The organism is Mesorhizobium sp. WSM4847, from assembly GCF_055811335.1.
In genome coordinates, this window is the sequence record NZ_JBVVPY010000003.1 from 237807 (window position 1) to 252177 (window position 14371).

The following is a 14371-nucleotide window of genomic DNA, read 5'->3' on the forward strand; positions in this document are numbered from 1 at the left end:
CACAATGGCAGAGGGTCATTCAATTGATCACGAACTTGCCGTAAAGGCGGTGGCGTCTTCCGTGCACGATGCCATAGCGACTCGCCATGGCTTGCGCGGAGGGAACACGAGCCAGATGACCGGCGACGGCAAAGTGGGGAGCGAATGGACGCTGTCCTATGAAGGTGCGCCGGACTTCAGCTGGCGCGTTGACCGTAGCGACGCGTCGGGCGTGCTGTGGACCTGCACGCAGGGTCCAGGCGACTCGGTCGGCACCATGGTGGAATACGTATTTGAGGACATGCCGGACGGGCGAACGCGCGATCTCGCTCAAGCATGGCGGCTGGCCGCACCGCGGGGGCTATTTCCAGAAGTGCAACACGCTGTGGGGCGCGATGCTGTTCCAGCTCAAACGTTTCGTCGAGAGCGGCAAACCCGCGCCTGTCCATGTGGGCGATCTCGGTGAAGGTCAACCCGTCGGGCGGCATCGTGACCATTCCGAACCTGTCGGAAAACTTGCTCGACCCGGCCGGCGTGCCGAACGGCATTTCGTCCAAGGTGATTATCGATGCAACGACACCTGTCGCCCCCGACCGGCGCGTCGACTATGGCGAGGAACTTGACACGCCAGAGGGCACGGACGCGTGGCGCGAGAAGCTGGCCGATCGCCCGCGCCTATGGCTCGCACTCGCTGCGCCGCGCCCGGCGCCTACTGACCTATATCGAGGAGCAGGGGCTGATCGTCTGCCAGCTCGACGGGGTTGGAAGGCGGACGGTGACGCTGGTGGAATTGGCCTGGGCGACTGCACCGGGGGATCCTAATGCGGAGGAGGTGGAGCAGGGGAGCTTGGCTGTGTGAAGGCTGATGCGATTTGGGCGAAAACTGACGTCGCTCAACATCAGCAAAGCGCCAAGAGCCGCCGGGGTGGGTGGCCGATCAGAGTCTTCGCAATCTCTGTCGCCACGACATGCTCGAAAAATGCGCGCCCTTGGCGAACAGATCCCCGTCCTCCTCCGCGACCTGTCTTTACGCAGGGGGCTCAATCGGCATTGTGGGTTTACATCGGCAGACAAGCCCCTAGTTTTAGAGTTTCGCGCCGCGCACCTTAGTGCGTGGATGATCGAAAACGGACCGAGAACTCTGGCCGGTCCCTCAAAAACTCCCAAAGGATGACTGCCATGACACAGGCCAAGAATGGCGACACCGTGCGCATCAATTATACTGGACGTCTAGCCGACGGCACTCAATTCGATTCTTCCGGCAGCGAACCGCTGCAATTCAAGCTCGGTGAAGGGCAAGTGATCCCCGGCCTTGAGACCCATGTCGAGGGCATGGAGGTCGGCGCGAAAAGCACAGTCACCGTTCCCGCCGACGCCGCCTATGGCCCCCACCGCCCCGAAGCGGTCATGACCGTCGACCGCGCCAGGGTGCCGGACAACATCAACGTCGATATCGGTACTCGATTGCAGGCCAGAACCTCCGAAGGGCGCCCCATGCAGGTGACGGTCGTCGGCGTCGACGACGCCAGCGTCAAGCTCGACGGCAATCATCCGCTTGCCGGAAAGGATCTGGTGTTCGACGTTGAACTGGTCGAGATCGTTCAGGCGGCGTAGGGTATCCATGCGGCCAAGGCCGTGGTGGCTATGATTTCGGGTGGCGGACTTCCGCCGGAGGTTTCGGCGGTTTGTGCCACCTGCCGCCTGCTTTCCGCGCTTAGGCGATCGCCAAAACCGTGCCGACTTTCGTAAGGTTCGACACTGCATCTAATGCGACTTTCCGGCCACGAGTCGCTCAGTGGATGTCAGTGGCCAGCCTTCGAATTTCTCGTTCCCGGAATGCACAGGTAGCGCCAAGAGCAGACGTTCCAATGATGCGTGTTGAACGGCTTCATCGCGCAAAGCTGTCATGCACGGCTCCGTTTGCGAGAGTCTGCTTCGGTCAAAAGCAGCCCCCGGCTACAGCCTCCACCCCTACCGATCCTCAATAATCCTCAAATAAGCCGCCGTGACGAACAGCACGATCAGCCCGAACAGTATCCGCCGCGCGCCTTCCGGCATTTGCAGGATGGTCAGCAGGGTCGTCAGCACAGTGAGGATCAGCGCCCCGATGATGGTGCCGGTGTAGCCGCCGCGGCCGCCGAAGATCGAGGTGCCGCCGATCACCGCGGCTGCCACCGAAGGCAGCACCAGCGGCTCGGCCAGCGACAGCGACGGCGCCTTGATCAGGCCGACGTAGAGCAGGCCGGTGATGCCGGCGAGCACGCTCGATATGACGTAGAGCGCTGATATGACCTGCCAGTAGCGGACGCCGGACAGGCGTGCTGCCCCTTCATTATCGCCGACTGCATAAAGCAGGCGGCCAAAGCCGGTGCGGTTCAAGGTGAAGACGATGAGGACGGCGATTGGCACGAACAACAGAAGCGCGTTGGGCACGCCATAGGTGAGGCCGGTGCCGAGCCAGGCCAGGAAGGGCGGAATCTTGGCGCCCGAAGCGATGACGGTGCGCTGATAGACCTGCAGGCAGCCGGTGCCGATCAGGCTGGTGCCGAGCGTCATGATCAGCGGGTGCACGCGAAACACGCCGACGCCGATGCCGTTGACCAGGCCGATCAGCACCGCCGGCACCAAGGCGATGAGGATCGCCACCGCCGGGTCATGATTGACGACCTGCGTCGCCATGATGAAGGCGCTCATCGTCGCCACGGTCCCGACCGACAGATCGATGCCGCCGGTCAGCATGGTCATTGTCTGGCAGCCGGCGAGAATTGCCAGCGGAATGGCGAATTTGACGGTGTTGGCGAGCCAGCGCTCGTTGACGATGCCGGGGCGCAGGATCTGCAGCACCAGCACCAGGAGGACCAGCAGGATGATCAGCGGGATCAAGGGCCGGTCGGCCATGAAGCGCTTGAGGCGGCGGCCGAAGGGGACGGGTTGGATCGCGGTTGTGCTCATGAGGTTGCTCGCGATTGGGGTGGCGCGATGCCGGGACAGGATGGCGTTCTACGGCGCCCCCTCTGTCCTGCCGGACATCTCCCCCACGGGTGGGGAGATTGGCAGCTTCGGCGACTCGCTTATTCTTGGAACGCCGACAATTGGCGAAAGCCGTCGCGCCGTCCGATCTCCCCCCAAGTGGGGGAGATGTCCGGCAGGACAGAGGGGGGCGCCGTCGAGCACCGACCCCATAAACCAGCCTCACGCCATTGCTCATGATTGGCGGCTCCGCATGGTGATGAAGGCGCCGAACATGACGACGGCGACCATGATCGCGCCCTCGATGATTGCGGTGACGTTGGGATCGATGGCCAGCAGCGTCAGGTCGGTGCGCACCAACCGCAACACGAAGACGGCGACGATCGGGCCGAGCAGTCCGCCCTTGCCGCCGCCAAGTGCGACCCCGCCGAGCACGACCGCCGCTACGCTGGCCAGAAGATAGGGGCCGGGAATGGGGGCGCCGATGCCGGTGCTCATGGTCAGCGCCAGCCCGCCCATGGCAGCGAAAAGCCCCGACAGTGCATAGGCAATGATCCTGGTGCGCGCGACCGGCACGCCGCTGCGAAATGCGGCGAGCTCGCTGCTGCCGATGGCGTAGATCGACAAGCCGAGTTTTGAGCGCTTCAGGGGTATCCAGATGATGCACAGGCAGACGACCAGAAGCACCAGCGCCTTCGGAATCCAGGCAGAGATTTCTGGCAAGCCCGGGATCGAGACGGTGCCGACGATGGTCGCCCGCAGCCATTCGGCGACCGCGCCGCCGGGCGCGCCGAGCACCAGCAGCGCCGCGCCCTGCAGGACGAACAGGGTGGCCAGCGTGACGACGATATCGGGCACGCGGGTGACGACGATCAGCATGCCGTTGACGGCGCCCAGCACCAACCCCATGGCCAGCACGAACGGCACGACGAAAAGCGCGTATTCCTCGTTGGCGCCGTCCATCATCGTGGCGGCGGTGACGCTGGTCAGCGCCATCATCGCGCCGACGGAAAGGTCGATGCCGCCGGCGATGACGACAATCGTCTGGGCGGCCACGGCAAAGGCGTAGGGCAGCACCGCGCGCACCAGCGAGCCGAAATCGCCGCTGCCGTAGCCCGGCTGGATGAGCCTGGTGATCACCAACAGGACCACGAACAGGACGAGCAGGCCGGCGACCCAGCCCTGACGGCGGACGAGGCGGGTCAAGGTTTCGCCACCGGGCTCGAGTGGATGTCGGCAAGAATGCCGACGTCCACCTTGGCGCCGTGCGGCAAGCCGTAGGCGGCGCGCATCAGTGCCGGTTCGTCGGCGAGTTCGACGGGGAAGACATCGACGACACGCCCGCCAAAGATGACGATGACGCGATCGCAGACACGCTGCACCTCCTCGAGTTCGGATGTATAGAACAGCACCGACTTGCCCTGGTCGGCGAGTTCGCGCAGCAGCTTGTAAATCTCCTGCTTGGTGCCGACATCGATGCCGCGCGTCGGGTCGAAGCAGAGAATGGTCTGTGCTTCAGCGGCGATCCAGCGGGCGATCGTCACCTTCTGCTGGTTGCCGCCGGACAGGCGCTGCACCTCGCGCTGGGCGCGGGTGTCGATCTGCAGACGCTCGATCGCGCTGACGACCCTTGAGCGTTCCTGCGCCATGTTGATCGGTCCCCAGTTGCGCAAGGCGGCGCTGAACGGGAGCGCGATGTTTTCGCGCACCGAGCGCTGCATGGTCAGCGCTTCGGTGCGGTCGCCGGGCACATAGGCGATGCCGGCGCGGATCGCATCGGCCGGATGCGCGAATTTCACCGGCTGCCCGTCCACTTCGATGGTGCCGCCGGACGGCCGGATCGAGCCGGCAAGCGCGGCGAACAGCTCGTCCTGGCCTTGCCCCTCGAGCGCGACGACGCCCGCGACTTCGCCGTTCACCAGATCGAACGAGACGTCGTTGAGCTTGGTGCCGACACGAAGGTTCGCCACACCGAGGCGTGGACGGCTGTCCCCAGGCGAAGCGGCCTGGCTCGCCTGGCGCGCCGCCACGCGCGTCTTCTCGACCTTGGCGCCGAGCATCATCTCGACGATGCGCTCCTCGACGCCCGGCTCGATGTCGACGACGCCGACAGTCTCGCCGTCGCGAAGCACGGTGGCGCGGTCGCAAAGCGCCGATATCTCGACAAAACGGTGGGAAATGAAGATCACCGATCGGCCGCTGTCGCCCTGGCGGCGAACGACCTCAAGCACCTTTTCGGCCAGGTTCGCCGGCAGTGCTGCGGTCATCTCGTCGAGCAGCAAAACGTCGGGCTCGACCGCCAGCGCGCGCGCCAGATCGAGCACGCGCAGCACGGCCAGCGGGATGTCGCGCGCGATGTCGCGGATGTCGAGGTCGGGAATGCCGAGTTCGCGCACCCAAGCGCGGAACGGCTCGACCGGCGTGTCGGTCAGGCGAAGGTTGGAGGCGACGTCGAGATCGGGGATGAGCGACGGTTCCTGGTAGACGGGAAGCAGGCCGGCGCGGCGCGCATCGGCGGGCGAGCGCACGTCGCGCGTCTCGCCGCGGATCAGGATACGTCCGGCATCGGCGCGGATGGCGCCGGTCAGGATTTTGACCAGCGTCGATTTGCCGGCGCCGTTGGCGCCCATCAGCGCGTGAACCTCACCCGGCAGAACTGACAGCGACGCGTTGCGCAGCGCCACCACTGCGCCGTAAGTCTTGACGACGCCGGTGGCGTCCAGGAGAGGGTTGGTGGTCAAAATCGCGTTGCTCTCGTTGCAAGTTGTCTAAAATGGCGATCCTGCCTTCTCCCCTTGTGGGAGAAGGTGGCCTCGCGAAGCGAGGTCGGATGAGAGGTGTTCCAGGGAACACCAACTTCTCATTCCTTCCAGCACCCCTCATCCGTCTCGGCGCTGCGCGCCGATCCACCTTCTCCTACAAGGGGAGAAGGCAGAAGCGCGGCAGCGATTACTCGCCAGGGCCCTTGCAGGCGATGATCTGCTCCTTGGTGTAGGTGGTCCATTCCGGAATGGAGATCGAGACCGGCCATTCCGGGCTCAGCGACGGATCGGCGACGCCCTTCAGTTTGGCCTTGCCCTCTTCGGTGGCGTTCTCCCACAGCTGCGGCTCGACGAGAACGGTCTGCTCCGCCGGCTTCTTGCCGTTCAGGATCTGCAGGGCCAGGGTCACGCCAGCGCCGCCGATCGAACCAGGATTGGTCACCGCCGCGCCGACAAGGCCTTCGACCGAGTTCAGCTGGCCGACGAAGCCGGCATTGTCGGCGCCGACCACCGGCACCAGCGGCGTCTGCGACTCGACCAGCGCATCGACGATCACATTGTCGATGCCCGAGGTCCAGATGCCGTTGAACGGCGATCCGGTGGCGATGAAGTCGAGGATCTGCTGCTTGCCCTGGTCCTGCTGCCAGCCGGTGAAGACCTCATGCACGACCTTGACGTCGGGGAATTCGGCAAGCGCCTTCTTAAAACCCTTGTCGCGGTCGCTGTCGGCCGAGGCGCCGGCGGCGCCACGCATATAGACGACGTCGCCCTTGCCGCCGATCTGCTGGAACAGCCATTTGGCGCCGAGATAGGCATACTGTTCCTGGTTGTTGGAGATGATGTAGGCCGAAGGCTCGGTGACCGCCTGGTCGACGGCGACGACGACGATGCCGGCCTTGGTGGCTTCCTCAAGCGCTGACTTGATGCCGGCGGGATCGGCCGGGTTGACGACGATTGCGTTGACCTTGGCGCTGATCAGGTTGCGGATATCCTCGAGCTGGCCGGCGGCGTCGGTGTTGCGATGGGCGATGTTGAGCTTGGTGACCTCGCCGGAGGCAAGCGCCTGCGCCTTGATGGCGCAGATCATCTCCTCGCGCCAGCCATTGCCCTGCACCGTGTTGGAGACGCCGATCGTGTATTTGGCTTCAGCGGACGAGATGCCCACCGAAGCCAGAAACGCCGCGCCGGCAAGCAGCGGGACCATTGCCAGATATTTTTTCATTTCAGTCTTCCTCCACCTTGTTTTCAGTTCAGTTCGAAAAGGGGCCTCATTTCACGAAGGGGCGCAGCACGTCGCGGGCGAGCAGAAAGCCGCGCTTGACGTCGTCGTCGCTTCCCTCAAAGCGCCGGTCCTCGTGTTCGATGATGATGGCTCCGTCGTAGCCGGCGCGGTAGAGGCCGGAGAAGATCACATTCCAGTCGACATCGCCAAGCCCCGGCATGCGCGGCACCTGCCAGCCCATGCCGGCCGAGAGGATACCGCGCTCGTAAAGGCCATCATGATCGATCATCAGGTCCTTGGCATGGACATGCAGCATGTACGGGCCGAATTCCCTGATGAAGCGGGCCTGGTCGATCATCTGCCAGACCAGATGCGACGGGTCGAAGTTCATGCCGACGTCGCCGCCCCATGCCTCGAGGATGCGGCGCCAGATATAGGGCGAATAGGCGATGTTGTGGCCGCCCGGCCATTCGTCGTAGCTGAAGATCATCGGGCAGTTCTCAAAAGCCAGCTTGACGCCGTTGTCGCGCGCATGGGCGATGATATCGGGCCACAGTTTGAGTGCCTCTTGCCAGTTGGCGTCGATGGTTTTTGAGGCGTCGCCGCCGCAGAAGGTGTTGACGACAGGCACGCCCATATGGCTCGCCAGCACGATCACCTTCTTCAAATGATCGACGACGGCCTTGCGGTGGGCGGCATCGGGATGCAGCGGATTGGGATAAAAGCCGAGGCCGGAGATCGACAGGTTCTCTTCCGCCAGTGCGGCGGCGATTTCCTTGGCCTGCGAGGTCGAGGTCGAGGCGGCGTCGATATGGCTGGTGCCGGCATAGCGCCGGGCTGCGCCTGAGGATTTCGGCCAGCAGGCGATCTCCAGCGCCTCGAAGCCGGCAGAACTTGCCCAGTCGGCGACCTCGCCAAGCGGGGTGTCGGCAAACGGTGCGGTGAGCAATCCGAGCTTCATGTGGCCCTCCCGTGGTTCACGACCGGCCTACTATGCCGATTGTGCAGGCCGCTTCAACCGTGTCGCCGCCGGCAATGCGCAAACCTGTCTGACGAATGCCATCGGATCGTCGCAGAGCAGGCCATCGTGAGCGGCTGTGACAGCCGTGCGGAACGGCTGGATTTAGTTAGGCGTCTGACAACAGCAGGACTTCCCTTGGCTAGGCACCAGCCCACTCCCGCAACGACCTGATTCTGCTCTTGTGGGGCGATTTCGGTCGAGCTAATGATGTGTCGGGCTTAGGGGTTTGAAGTGACTGACATCATCACATTCGTGGTTGCTGGTGCGTGGGCGGCAGTTGGATTTGGCGTGATCTGGTACGTCAGAACGAGACCGCCTATCCCTGAAGGTCACGAGGACCCCGATCTGCGAGAATGGCTTGATGGCCAGGTTTAAAAGCCCCAAGCTCAAAGCCCGCCAGAGCGCGTTCGGGGTGCGCCGCTACAGCTATCTTCTTGATTCTAAAATTTCCGCTGGTGGAGCTGAGGAGGATCGAACTCCTGACCTCGTCATTGCGAACGACGCGCTCTCCCAGCTGAGCTACAGCCCCGTCCAGCGGAATGGGCGCATTTATCGGGCGCGGCGGTTTCCTGTCAAGACGGCGTTTTGCCCAAAAGCCGGGCGGCCAGCGACCGGCCTGCCGTGCCGCGAAGCTGGCTCTTGCCGCCTCCGCCTGCAATGGCTACATGTCGGCAACAATCGGAGACCGGCATGATAGCCCTCATTCAGACCATTGTCCTGGCGCTTGACATTTATTGGTGGATCATCATCGCTTCGGCGATTTTCTCCTGGCTCTACGCCTTCAACGTCGTCAACTCGCGCAACCAGTTCGTCGATAGCGTCAGCAACATGCTGTTCCGGCTGACCGAGCCGGCGCTGCGGCCGATCCGCCGCTTCCTGCCCGATCTCGGCGGCATCGATATTTCGCCGATCATCCTGCTTCTGATCCTGTTCTTCCTGCGGCAGTTCCTGCTCACCACGGTGGCGCCGCTGGTCGTCTGACGGCGGTTCCATGACCGGGCCGTTTCGCCCGCGTAACGACGGCGTCGACCTGTTCGTCCGGCTGACGCCGAAAGCGGCGATGGACAGGCTCGAAGGCATCGAGATCTCGGCAGACGGGCGAAGCCACCTGAAGGCCCGCGTCCGTGCCGTGCCGGAAAACGGCGCCGCCAACCAGGCGCTCGAACGGCTTGTCGCCAAGGCGCTGAGCGTGCCGCGGTCGGCCGTCTCGGTCGTCGCCGGCGGCACGGCGCGGCTGAAGACGCTGCGCATATCAGGCGATCCGGCTGCGCTGGCGAAAGCCATCGAGGCGCTGGATGGCCGCCCAAGCGCGCCGCGGTGAGGTGGCCTGCTGCGAGGTGCTTTTGATCAGACATCGTCGGTCCGCGGCGCCGAGGTTGGCGATTGGTCCTCCGTTGGCCCTCGCTCTACACCAGCCCGCGCTTGGCCATCATCGCTTCGGGCGACGGCATCTTGCCGCGGAAGGCGGTGTAGAGCTCTTCCGGGTCTTTCGAGCCGCCGGCGGCATAGATGTTTTTCCTGAGCAGCTCGGCCAGCGCCGGATTGAACGGGTCGCCCGTCTCCTCGAAGGCGGCGAAGGCGTCGGCGTCGAGGACCTCCGACCACATGTAGGAATAGTAGCCGGCCGAATAGCCGTCACCGGCAAAGATGTGGCCGAAATGCGGGGTGCGGTGGCGCATGGCGATGGTGTCGGGCATGTTGAGCTTCTCGAGCGTTTCGGCTTCGAGACGAAGCGGCTCCTCCGGGGCATCCGGCCGCGCGTGGTAGGCCATGTCGACCAAGGCCGAGGCGGTGAACTCGACCGTGGCGAAGCCGGCGCCGAAGGTGCGCGCCGCCAGCATCTTGTCGACCAGCGCCTTCGGCATCGGTTTGCCGGTCGTCACGTGAAGCGCATGCTTTTCCAGCACCGCCGGCACGGTCAGCCAGTGCTCGTAGAGTTGCGAGGGCAGCTCGACGAAATCGCGGCTGACCGAGGTGCCCGCGACTGACGGCCAGGTGACCTCGGTCAGCATGCCATGCAGCGCATGACCGAATTCGTGGAACAGGGTTTTGGCCTCATCGACCGACAAAAGCGCTGCCTCGCCCTCCGGCGGCTTGGCGAAATTCATGATGTTGTAGATCACCGGCCTGGAGCCATCGCCAAGCTTGTAGCCGGACTTCAGCGCGCTCATCCAGGCGCCGGAGCGCTTTGAGGGCCGCGCGAAATAGTCGGCCAGGAACAGCCCGCGCTCGCTGCCGTCGGCATTCCTGACGATGAAAACGCGCGCGTCCGGATGCCAGGTGGCGATGCCTTGCTTCTCCTCGAAGCTGATGCCGAACAATTTTGTCGCCACGTCGAAACAGGCGTCGATGATGCGGTCGAGCTGCAGATAGGGCTTCAGCTCGGACTCGTCGAAGGCAAACTTCTCGGCGCGCAGCTTCTCCTGATAGAAGCGCCAGTCCCAGGCGGCGAATTCTTCGTTGCTGCCGGCCTCGGCCGCCAGCCGGTGCAATTCGATCTGATCGCTTGCGGCCTTTTCCAGCGCCTTTTCCCAGACCGGGTCGAGCAGCTTATGCACCGCCTCCGGTGTCTTTGCCATGGTGTCGTCGAGCTTCAGCGCGGCATAGGAAGCATAGCCGAGCAGCTTCGCCTTTTCGGCGCGCAGACGCAGCATGTCGCGCACCACGGCGGTGTTGTCGGTGGCGCCGCCGTTCTGGCCGCGCATGGTGAAGGCGCGAAAGGCGATTTCGCGCAGGTCGCGGCGCTCGGAGAAGGTCGAGAACGGCTCGTAGATCGAGCGCGACAGGGTGACGGCATAGCGGCCCTTCTGGCCGCGCACCTCGGCGGCCTCGGCCATCGCGCTTTTCAGGAATTCCGGCAGGCCGGCAATGTCGGCCTCGTCAAGAAACAGCGCCCAGTCGCGCTCGTCGGCAAGCAGGTTCTGGCCGAAATTCGTGCCGAGCGACGACAGTTCCTCATTGATCGCCGCCAGCCGCTTCTTGCCCGCGGCGTCGAGCCTGGCGCCGGAACGGACGAAATTTTTCCAGGTCTTTTCCAGCACCCGCAGCGTTTCGGCATCGAGCTTCAGGGCGTCGCGGCGCTGGTAGAGCTCGTCGATGCGGGCAAACAGCCTCTCGTTCATCGAGATCGCCGAGAAATGCCGCGACATCTTTGGCGAGATGTCGCGCTCAAGCGCCTGGATCGCCTCGTTGGTGTGGGCGCCGGCCCGGCACCAGAAGATCGACGAGACATGGTCGAGCGCCTCGCCGCCAAGCTCGAGCGCTGCAAGCGTGTTCTCGATGGTCGGGGTCTCGGCATTGCCTGATATCGCCTCGATCTCGGCCTCATGCGCCGCCAATGCCGCATCGAAAACCCCGGAAAAATCGCCGTCGCCGATGCGGGTGAAATCGGGCAGGCCGAGCGGTCCTTGCCAGGTGGTCAGCGGATGGGCGGCGAGGTCGACGGCGGACGGCATGGGCATTCTTCCGTTAAGTGAGGGGCTTTCGCTGCGTGGCGGGATGAGGCGGATCGTCACCGATGTAAGGCGCCGGCTTGCCGCACGCAATATCGCGGCTGGTCAGTAGCTATCGCAGTTTTCTGCGATCGCCGCCTGCGAGCTGGCAGTGATGCGGTTGTCGGCGATCGCGAAGGTTTCCTGCATCAGCACGTCGTTATTGGGGAAATCATAACAGGCGATCACCGTGATGACGCCGCCTTCGGTCTTCTCGATCCGATGCCGGATTTCAGCCCCGGCGACGGCGCCCTCCCAGTCGTCGATGGAGGCGATGAATTCCTGTTTGGTCTGGACGACGCCGAGATCGTCGAGTTTTATCCGGACGTCGTCGGCAAGCAGATCCGACAGTTTCGTGCGATCGGCGACCAGTAGCGCCGCATACCAGCGGCCGATGAGCGCGCCGTCGTCGGCGCCGGCGGATATGACTGAAAACAGCAGCGCCGCTGCGGCCAAAGCGATCGAACGGCATGCCATGCAACCCTCCTACGTCATCTCCGGCCGCTCGAAGTCGCCGGTGTCCTTGTTCATCACCCAGAGTTCGCCGGTCGAGATGTCGAACCAGGCGCCGTGCAGCGACAGCCGTCGCTTGCCTTCCAGGATCGAGACGCAGGGAAAGGTTCTGAGGTTGGCGATCGAATAGCGGATCGAAATGCGCTCGAGCGCGGTCTGCCGCTCGGTCGCCGTCATGAAGGTGCTGGACGACACGGTCTCGGCGGCCGGCGCAATCAGGCTCATCCACTTGCCGATGAAGTCGCCGGGCGACAACGGCGCGGCGGTACTGTCGAGTGCCGCGCGGATGCCGCCGCAGCGGCCATGGCCCATCACCACGATGTTCTTGACCTTGAGGCTCTGCACGGCGAACTCGAGCGCCGCCGAGGTCGAGTGGAACTGGTCGTCGGGCGCATAGGGCGGCACCAGATTGCCGACATTGCGCAGCACGAAGAGTTCGCCGGGGCCAGCGTCGAAGATCGCCTCGGGGGCCGCGCGGGAGTCGCAGCAAGCAATGATCATCGTTTCGGGGGCCTGGCCCTCGCGAGCAAGCGAGCGATAGCGTCCGCTTTCGGCGAGATAGCGGCCACTCATGAAATTGCGGTAGCCGGTGAGCAGATGGTCAGGGAGATGAGGCATTGGCGGCGTCTGGAGCCTTTCGGGGTTAGGCGGCAGCTCTTTAGGTCAGGAAGGCTCTAGCGGCAAAAGCCGGTCGCGAGCAATGCCGAATCGCGAAGGACGTGGTTGCCATTCGCCAATGCGATCGTCTCGCCGATAGACGGGGCAACGAAATTCACGCCCAGATCGCCACAGGGATGCCAAAACGGTCGGCGAGCGGCGGATCCGGAAACGGCCTTGCCTCGCCGCTGGCGATGCGGCCGGCTATCAGCATCATCGCTGCGGCGTCGAGAAAGTCGTCGGCAGCAGCGCCTGGCGGCGGCGCCCGGTCGAGAAAGCCCCTGACATAACCGTGCCGGCAAAGCAGCGCCTTGCGTTCCGCTATGCCGGCTGGGTTGACGGCGCCCTTGATCTTCTTCGGCAGGCGCATCGCCTGGTCGTCGTTCAGCCGGCAGAAGGCGACTTCCGGATGCGATTCGAAGACGTGGCGGCGCAGTTCGGGACGTGCGATCAACACGGCATCGATCTCGCGGATCTTGGCAAAGATGCCAAAAGCCTGGATCGAGACGCCGCGCGGCGGATCGGAGGTCGCCTTGGCCACTTCGCTTGCCTGGCGATGCGCGGCATGCCACGCGTCGATCGTGGTGAAGCCGTCCGTATGCGCGTAAAGCGCCGCACGCGAGGGGATGGCGAAGACACTCGATTGCCTGTTGCCAAGCAGCGGCCGCACCAGAGCTTCGGGCCCGCGGCCGCCCTTTTGCGAAACATCGGGCAGGCCAATCGGCATGTCGACGGCGACGGTCGCATCGGCCGGCAATGCGTCGAGCAGTGCTGCGAAGCTTGGAAAAACGGCTGCCGAGGGAGCTGCGCCCGGATCGCGGCGAACGGCGATCCAGCCGGCCCTGCAGCCGTCGACGCCGACAACGGTCACGCTCTTTTGTCCCGCCCCGGATGCAGGAGATGGCGAAGCTGCACCATCGCCATCGGGTGCGACAGGCTCTGTGCATCGGTTTCGAGCTGCAATTCGTCGCCGCCGCGCTTGGCGGTGCGCGCCAGGATCTCGTAGACCGCGGCCGTAGTCGACTGCAGCGCCTTGATCGCCGGTTGGCCGGACAGGATGCGCGCCAGATAGACGGCCGCCGTCAGGTCGCCGAGCCCATTGGGCGGCTTGTCGATGAGGCGATGCTCGGCGAGCAGCGCCTGGTTGCCGTTGAGCAGCAGATTGCCGGTGCCGCCGGCCATCATCGCCGGCGCCGAAGTGACCAGCATGGTCGACGGCCCGGCCTGAAGGGCGGCCGCCATCACCGCTTTGAGGTCGGGCAGCGGCGCTCCCGCTATCCATTCCAGCTCGTAGCGGTTGGGCGTGGCGATGTCGGCAATCGGCATCAGCCGGTCGCGCATGGCAATGGCGGTCGTCTCCGGCACATAGAGCCCGCCCGAATCGCCCATCACCGGGTCGCAGATATAGACGGCGTCCGGCGTCTTCGCCTTGACCGCGCCGACCAGCGAGGCGACGGCGTCGGCCTGGCCGCCTTCGCCGAGATAGCCGGACAGCACCGCGCCGACCTCGCCGAGCCACGGGGCGCGCTCGAGATCGGCCATCAGCGCCCTGAATTGATCGAGCGGCGGCACGATGCGCGTCGCCCGTCCATGGCCCGGATGCCAGGGCAGGATGACGGTCGGCACCGCCCACACCGGAAAGCCCAGCGTCTCCAGCGCAAAGACCGCGGCGCGGTTGCCGACCGAGCCGCGCGCGACATGGCTGGAAATGACGATAACCGCGCGCGGCGCGTCGTATTCTTCGGTGCTCACGAGG

13 protein-coding genes, 1 tRNA gene and 1 pseudogene are annotated in these 14371 nt (G+C 64.5%); 4 read left to right on the forward strand and 11 right to left on the reverse strand.

Annotated elements, in window-relative coordinates; all coding sequences use genetic code 11:
* Positions 1–643 precede the first annotated feature (643 nt).
* Positions 644–838 (forward strand): annotated as a pseudogene (locus tag AC0L28_RS05700) (ATP-binding protein); the annotation flags it as partial.
* A 320-nt stretch (positions 839–1158) separates the two neighbouring features.
* Positions 1159–1593 (forward strand): FKBP-type peptidyl-prolyl cis-trans isomerase, encoded by a 435-nt coding sequence (locus AC0L28_RS05705; RefSeq protein WP_287137720.1) that lies wholly within the window; start codon positions 1159–1161, stop codon positions 1591–1593.
* Between the two features lie 357 nt (positions 1594–1950).
* Here the strand turns inward: AC0L28_RS05705 and AC0L28_RS05710 are convergent, their stop codons facing one another.
* The 6 genes from AC0L28_RS05710 to AC0L28_RS05735 all read right to left on the reverse strand — a co-directional run bounded on the left by AC0L28_RS05710 (position 1951) and on the right by AC0L28_RS05735 (position 8483).
* Positions 1951–2931, reverse strand: a complete 981-nt coding sequence (locus AC0L28_RS05710) for an ABC transporter permease (RefSeq protein ID WP_287137716.1) — start codon at positions 2929–2931, stop codon at positions 1951–1953.
* A gap of 252 nt (positions 2932–3183) precedes the next feature.
* Positions 3184–4155: an ABC transporter permease gene (locus AC0L28_RS05715; RefSeq protein ID WP_473476118.1), complete on the reverse strand. Its 972-nt coding sequence runs from the start codon at positions 4153–4155 to the stop codon at positions 3184–3186.
* Positions 4152–5690: a sugar ABC transporter ATP-binding protein gene (locus AC0L28_RS05720; protein WP_473476120.1), complete on the reverse strand. Its 1539-nt coding sequence runs from the start codon at positions 5688–5690 to the stop codon at positions 4152–4154. The genes AC0L28_RS05715 and AC0L28_RS05720 overlap by 4 nt, the downstream gene beginning before the upstream one ends.
* A gap of 208 nt (positions 5691–5898) precedes the next feature.
* On the reverse strand, positions 5899–6933 hold the full coding sequence (locus AC0L28_RS05725; RefSeq protein ID WP_287171807.1) for an ABC transporter substrate-binding protein: 1035 nt from the start codon (positions 6931–6933) through the stop codon (positions 5899–5901).
* A 46-nt stretch (positions 6934–6979) separates the two neighbouring features.
* Positions 6980–7894 (reverse strand): sugar phosphate isomerase/epimerase family protein, encoded by a 915-nt coding sequence (locus tag AC0L28_RS05730; RefSeq protein WP_023800490.1) that lies wholly within the window; start codon positions 7892–7894, stop codon positions 6980–6982.
* 513 nt (positions 7895–8407) lie between these two features.
* Positions 8408–8483, reverse strand: a tRNA-Ala gene (locus AC0L28_RS05735).
* A 161-nt stretch (positions 8484–8644) separates the two neighbouring features.
* Between AC0L28_RS05735 and AC0L28_RS05740 the strand changes: the two genes are divergently transcribed.
* Together AC0L28_RS05740 and AC0L28_RS05745 are read left to right on the forward strand one after the other, a co-directional pair.
* Entirely contained in the window at positions 8645–8935 is a 291-nt protein-coding gene (locus AC0L28_RS05740) for a YggT family protein (RefSeq protein ID WP_023800489.1), read from the forward strand.
* A 10-nt stretch (positions 8936–8945) separates the two neighbouring features.
* The gene (locus tag AC0L28_RS05745; RefSeq protein WP_473476123.1) at positions 8946–9275 is read left to right on the forward strand and encodes a DUF167 family protein; all 330 of its coding nucleotides are present in this window, start codon (positions 8946–8948) and stop codon (positions 9273–9275) included.
* Between the two features lie 85 nt (positions 9276–9360).
* Here AC0L28_RS05745 and AC0L28_RS05750 read toward each other — a convergent pair whose 3' ends face one another.
* The 5 genes from AC0L28_RS05750 to pdxY form a co-directional block, all read right to left on the reverse strand.
* Positions 9361–11415, reverse strand: a complete 2055-nt coding sequence (locus AC0L28_RS05750; RefSeq protein WP_473476125.1) for a M3 family metallopeptidase — start codon at positions 11413–11415, stop codon at positions 9361–9363.
* Positions 11416–11511: 96 nt separating this feature from the next.
* A complete protein-coding gene (locus AC0L28_RS05755) occupies positions 11512–11922 on the reverse strand; it encodes a nuclear transport factor 2 family protein (protein WP_473476128.1) in 411 nt (136 codons plus the stop codon).
* 9 nt (positions 11923–11931) lie between these two features.
* The gene (locus tag AC0L28_RS05760) at positions 11932–12576 is read right to left on the reverse strand and encodes a carbonic anhydrase (RefSeq protein ID WP_473476130.1); all 645 of its coding nucleotides are present in this window, start codon (positions 12574–12576) and stop codon (positions 11932–11934) included.
* A gap of 154 nt (positions 12577–12730) precedes the next feature.
* Positions 12731–13486, reverse strand: a complete 756-nt coding sequence (locus tag AC0L28_RS05765) for a DUF429 domain-containing protein (protein ID WP_473476131.1) — start codon at positions 13484–13486, stop codon at positions 12731–12733.
* The gene (pdxY, locus tag AC0L28_RS05770; RefSeq protein WP_473476133.1) at positions 13483–14367 is read right to left on the reverse strand and encodes a pyridoxal kinase PdxY; all 885 of its coding nucleotides are present in this window, start codon (positions 14365–14367) and stop codon (positions 13483–13485) included. The genes AC0L28_RS05765 and pdxY overlap by 4 nt, the downstream gene beginning before the upstream one ends.
* Positions 14368–14371 lie beyond the last annotated feature (4 nt).

Bases quoted from the DNA above. Each gene is read 5' to 3' on its own strand.
- AC0L28_RS05725 (WP_287171807.1), bottom strand. From the start codon at position 6,933: ATGAAAAAATATCTGGCAATGGTCCCGCTGCTTGCCGGCGCGGCGTTT.
- AC0L28_RS05755 (WP_473476128.1), bottom strand. From the start codon at position 11,922: ATGGCATGCCGTTCGATCGCTTTGGCCGCAGCGGCGCTGCTGTTTTCA.
- AC0L28_RS05740 (WP_023800489.1), top strand. From the start codon at position 8,645: ATGATAGCCCTCATTCAGACCATTGTCCTGGCGCTTGACATTTATTGG.
- AC0L28_RS05760 (WP_473476130.1), bottom strand. From the start codon at position 12,576: ATGCCTCATCTCCCTGACCATCTGCTCACCGGCTACCGCAATTTCATG.
- AC0L28_RS05705 (WP_287137720.1), top strand. From the start codon at position 1,159: ATGACACAGGCCAAGAATGGCGACACCGTGCGCATCAATTATACTGGA.
- AC0L28_RS05730 (WP_023800490.1), bottom strand. From the start codon at position 7,894: ATGAAGCTCGGATTGCTCACCGCACCGTTTGCCGACACCCCGCTTGGC.
- AC0L28_RS05750 (WP_473476125.1), bottom strand. From the start codon at position 11,415: ATGCCCATGCCGTCCGCCGTCGACCTCGCCGCCCATCCGCTGACCACC.
- AC0L28_RS05710 (WP_287137716.1), bottom strand. From the start codon at position 2,931: ATGAGCACAACCGCGATCCAACCCGTCCCCTTCGGCCGCCGCCTCAAG.
- AC0L28_RS05745 (WP_473476123.1), top strand. From the start codon at position 8,946: ATGACCGGGCCGTTTCGCCCGCGTAACGACGGCGTCGACCTGTTCGTC.